The organism is Microvirga tunisiensis (genome assembly GCF_009296175.1).
GTDB lineage: Bacteria > Pseudomonadota > Alphaproteobacteria > Rhizobiales > Beijerinckiaceae > Microvirga > Microvirga tunisiensis.
Genome location: NZ_VOSK01000407.1, coordinates 1 through 4,886, shown reverse-complemented (window position 1 = coordinate 4,886; position 4,886 = coordinate 1). Strand labels below are relative to the sequence as shown.

Below are 4,886 nucleotides of genomic sequence, written 5' to 3'. Positions count from 1 at the left end.
GGAACGGATGGGCCTGATCCGACGCCAGCCGGGCTTGGCCCGTAGCATCGAAGTCCTGGTTGAGCCCGAACGCCTGCCCCTCCTACGCCCGCCTCAACTCGTCAAATCCTCAGTGCAGAGGAACTAGAACGGCTGTGTGCGGCACAGAAGCGCGTCTGTGTGTGTTAGTGCACTGTTCCCGTTATCGTTTCAGCCTTCACAGCAAACTACTTTGTCGCCTCCGCAAGAGTCCAAACCAAAGATGCGGCCAGGCTCATTCGGCCGCCAATGGTGGCCTCGCCTTGGCATAGCGCGCAACAATCGCTTTGAACAGTGTTTCGAAAGTCTGCAAACCTGCGGCATGCAGCATCCTCTCTGGGTCCGTTGCCATTCGTGCAAGAAATTCTCGGGCAGGCCGAGTTTTATTGAACTCAAGACCAGTGTCAGCGAACGCTATTTCGAAACGCTTCACGATCCGAGGGATGTTGGTGTTCAAATTCAGATTCTTGCCTTTCAGCTCCTTGCGGTACGTGTGCCGCACGAGTTCCTCGTAGACTGCGGGATCAACCAAGTCCTCGATATCGGCCTCCCGCGGATGGGCGAAGGCATCGGAAACGAAAATTACCGCACTGTCGCGCACCAACCGGCTAGTGACTAACTCCTTTTGAGCCTCACGGCCTGCCCTCTCGTCGTCGAGCAGTACAAGGACACCCAACTGCTGCGATGAAAGCAGAGCGACCATATAAGACACCTTCCCCGCCCCTCCTGCGGGGGTGATGACCATGTCTTCCGGCAACCCAACCTTTCCGAGCGAACGAAGATAGTTGCTGACTGAGGACAGAATCCAGAAATCGGTGATGCCTTCCACCAGCAGGTTCGCGGGGCCGATGAACAGCGTCTGGGAAACGTGGTAGCCCAAGGCGGCCTGAAGGGGGAACAAGGTCCGCAAATCGCCGGTCGGGTCGTTGGTTACCGTCGTCCCGGCCTCTTGCGTGATGTTGACAGTCCTGACGACGCTGAGGTCGTCAGCCGGGATCATGAAAGGCAAATGGGTCGTGTAGATTATCTGATTCTCGAAGTCTTGGCGGAAGTGCCGCAACAGGTCCTCTTGCGACTTGGCATGGAGGTAGAGCCCAGGCTCATCAAGCAGGACGCCCCCTGGGCTTGGCCACCGTCCGTGTCAGCGGCGAAGGAGATGTAGAACCAAAAGAACCAGCGGAACCCGCGGCTGCGATCGTCTAGGTTGACCTCAACGTCGTAGGTTGAGTTCGGATCCGAGATCAAGGTGTCAAGGTGGGCACCGTCGATGTTGAAGCGTACCTTGAGCGAACGGTCCTTCCAGAGGCGGCGGATTTCCTTCGAAACAAGCGCCCCCGCCCGGTTGAGCAACTGGTTGCGCGTCTCGTGGTCGCCCGCCTGCCAGAGCGCGTTGAGTTTCTCGGCGCTGAAGTCGGCCACCTTGGCGAGTTTTTCGAAGTTCTCCTCAGCCTCGGTCAATGGTTGTCCTTCCGACCGGCGCTGCATGAATCTACCGATGTCCTGATGCCCCTTGAGTTCCGGGAAGTCAGCGACGTAAACGAACAGAGGTAGCCAGCCAGCAACTGTGTCCCTAGCCTTCTGGCAAGCCTTATCATAGCCCGTGACTGCGGCTGCCTTCTCTTCCAATCCTGCCAAAAGCTCGTCTGCGGCGTCCGTAAGAATGACACCAGCCTGTCCGAGGGCTGAGCGGAATGTCTTTGCTTTTGCTTCGACACGCGCTGCCCAGGCTTTTACGTTGGACACATCCTCCCCTGCTTTCTTCAACTCCTCCCAAGCGGTAGCGGACGGGCCACTCTTGTCCTCCGGGACGCGGTCAACCTCGGCGGTGATGACCGGGTCGAGCTTGCGGAAGCCTGCCTTCACATCCTTGTCCGCGACCACGGGCGCCCTCGCGCCTGGCAGACTGATCCAGAGATTGGTTTTGCCGTAGCGGCGTCCCACGACCACCTCGGTGACATGGCTGGCTTCCCCGAGAAGCTCCGTGAGCGTTTGCGTTTCCGTCTCGGTCAGCTCCCAGCTCGAAGAGACCACCTCTGTCTCGTCGGTGCAGTCATCCAGACGGCGGTCGCGTGGAAAGTCCTTGATGGGGGACAGCACTTTCCGGCCGTCTGGAGGATTGAGGCTGTGCAGGGCCAGGAGAAGATTGGATTTGCCACTCTCATTGCGCCCGACCAGTGAAGTCAGGTCACCCAACTTGATGAAACCGCTGTCGGCAATAGAACGGAAGTTCTGAACGCGAAACCCGATAAGCTTCATTGTGCCCCCGAATGGCTCGACTTCTAACTCTGGCAAACAGTGCGCTCAGCACTTGTCAGCACTGGTCGATGGATGCTTTTCCTAGAACAAATCATGAATTGGCGCGATGTAAAGGCTTCAATTCATCGTAGTTCGTTTTTCCACTGCCTTACGCCACCAGACCCACATCCGCGAACGTCTCGTGACCGCAAGTCTCATACAGATCGGGAGAGTAGCGTGAACCCGGTCTCGCGCTGCCCGGCGGCCGACATGGCGATGACTGCGTTTTCCAGGATGTCTCGCTGGCCCACAAGCACGACCCGTTCGGAGGCGCGGGTCAGGGCCGTGTAGATCAACGAGCGGTCCAGAATCCTCGTAGGCACCACAGGCATTACGATGTTCCGAAACTGGCTGCCCTGCGCCTTGTGGACTGTGATGGCGTAAGCGAGCGCCAGTTCGTCCAGGGCCGGTCCAGCAAACTCATGGAATCCACCATCGAAGTCCACAGTTAGCACGCCGCGATCGACACCGACCACCGTGCCGAGGCTGCCGTTGCGCAAGTCCCGCCGATAGTCGTTCTTCCCATAGATCACCGGCTCACCAAGGGCGAAGGCCCTACCTGGGAACCTCGATCTTCCAGGACTCATGATTGCGTGAAAGCTGGCGTTCAGTGCCAAGGTGCCTGAGTCCCCTGCCTTCACGGGCGAGAGAATGCGGAGGTCGTCTGTGAAGCCGCCGAGGGTTGCCACGATATCGACTACGTCGTCGGCGGTCGGGGCTTTCACGGTTGGCACAAGAATGACACCGTCTCCAGCGTCGATCCTGGAGGGGATCGAGGGCAGGACGCCGTTGCGCACCGACGCCGCTACAATTGGGATTCCCGAAGCCTCTGAATGCCGGTAGATGCGTGTCAGCCTCACCTTCGGGATCGCGTGGATCTCGGTAAAGGCATGAAGCGTAAGACCAAAGCCGATGGGGCCAAGTTGAGCCTCATCACCGACCAGGAGCAAGCGGCAGCCGTCCGGGAGATGGCGCAAGAGCCTGTAAAGGTTGGGCAGATCGACCATGGAGCTTTCGTCGATCACGACGAGGCTTTCGGGCCCGAGGGTCACCTTGTCTGTTTCGCAGGCCTTGAGGAAGGCTGCGATCGTGGATGACGGTCGGCCTGTCGCCTCCCGCATCCGCACCGCAGCACGACCGGCCAGCGCCATCAGGTGAACCACACGCCCAAAGCTCTCGCACGCTGCGCAGACTGCCCGCAGAACGGTAGTCTTTCCAACACCTGCTCCGCCCAACACCAGCCCGAAGCGGCTCTGCACCGCCAACCGCACCGCTGCGCGCTGCTCCTCGTTGAGATCGACCCCGATGGCCCCTCGGGTGCCGTCAAGCCACGTTTCCAATTCCGTGTTGCCCACCTCTCGAGCGATCAGGTCGTCCGTCGCGGGGCCTTCGAGCATATCCAGAATCCGCTCCGTAACGTACTGCTCCATCATGGCCGCACCCGCAGGCTGGAATCCTCCTCTCAGCGGGAGGGCGGCCCCGACCTGCTCCGCGAGTGCCACGGCCCGCCGGGCGGCCTCTTGGGGCATCCTGAGGAGCTTTCCGACCCGGATTTCCACCTCCCGAGCAATGGTCCACGTGTGCTGTCGTTGGAGGCGCTCGTACAGCACCGCCTCCACGGCGGCGACCTGCCGGGCGGGATCGTCCAGCGCGACACCGAGCCGTTGCGCAGTGGCATCGACGGCGTGCCAGTCGGCGAGCGCCATGAGGGCGTAGGGATGCTTCCGAATCCGTCTGGCGCTATCGGCACCCCAAAGGCGCAGGATCCTGCTGGCCAGGCGGGAGTCCAACCCGTTTTCGTCCAACCAGACCATGATGTCATTGCGGGCTTGGCTTTCGCGCCACGCTTCAATAAGGGTCGCGGCAGTGGCAACTCCAACAATCGGGACGAAGGGGGTTGGGTCACCTTCGGACAACAGCCGCGGGAGATCGGCCCCGAACGCTTCAACGAGCCTCGCCGCCTTAGCGTACCCGATCCCGGCGAAGGCTTGATCCTCCGCAAGATGGCGCACAAGGCCCGTCATCCCATGTTCTTGCCCTACGCAGGTCATGGCACCCTTCTCCATGGCACGTGCTTTGCCTGCCCCGCCGACCCGCTCCCAACATGCCACCGTGCTCGATCCGGCGAAGGGGCTGGCGCAAGCGTCGCGCTGGCGCGCGACCCCTTCACCTACTCTGCGCGCGGCGGCCTGCTGTCCGCAGGTCGGCTCCGAGGGACGGTCATTCCCCAGTCTCACCGAGGGACGGGTTGAGGGGGGCGATCCGTCGACCTGTCTCGGTCATATGTGCCTCGATGTGACGCAAGCGGCTGAGCCGCTCGCGAAGGCCAGCCACCTCCGCTCGGAGTGCGGCGTTCTCCTGTTCGAGCTTGTGGATCCGTCGGTCCCGCCGGTCCGGGGCAGAAGGCGAAGGCTTGTCATCGTCGCCGACCTCACCAGACGGATCCCCTAGATCCTCGGCACAGTGATTATGACCCTTTGGCGAGTGGCTCGAGAGGGGCGAGTTTAGGATAGGCGCGGCTCATTTTGGCCCGGGCCTTTTCGGTCGTGAACATCCAGGTGATGCGTGCGCCG

At 61.0% G+C, this 4,886-nt stretch carries 4 protein-coding genes; 1 reads left to right on the top strand and 3 read right to left on the bottom strand.

All coding sequences use genetic code 11. The annotated features are described in order from the left end of the window. Positions 1-253 precede the first annotated feature (253 nt). The 3 genes from FS320_RS47130 to FS320_RS37905 form a co-directional block, all read right to left on the bottom strand. A complete protein-coding gene (locus FS320_RS47130; protein ID WP_202882945.1) occupies positions 254-1,078 on the bottom strand; it encodes an OLD family protein in 825 nt (274 codons plus the stop codon). After that, positions 1,042-2,274, bottom strand: a complete 1,233-nt coding sequence (locus FS320_RS47125) for an OLD family protein (RefSeq protein ID WP_202882944.1) — start codon at positions 2,272-2,274, stop codon at positions 1,042-1,044. Before FS320_RS47125 ends, FS320_RS47130 begins: the two co-directional genes overlap by 37 nt. Positions 2,275-2,468: 194 nt before the next feature. Further along, positions 2,469-4,364, bottom strand: a complete 1,896-nt coding sequence (locus FS320_RS37905; protein WP_162003504.1) for an AAA family ATPase — start codon at positions 4,362-4,364, stop codon at positions 2,469-2,471. Between FS320_RS37905 and FS320_RS37900 the strand changes: the two genes are divergently transcribed. Continuing rightward, positions 4,363-4,764: a hypothetical protein gene (locus FS320_RS37900; RefSeq protein ID WP_192926392.1), complete on the top strand. Its 402-nt coding sequence runs from the start codon at positions 4,363-4,365 to the stop codon at positions 4,762-4,764. The genes FS320_RS37905 and FS320_RS37900 overlap by 2 nt on opposite strands. Positions 4,765-4,886 lie beyond the last annotated feature (122 nt).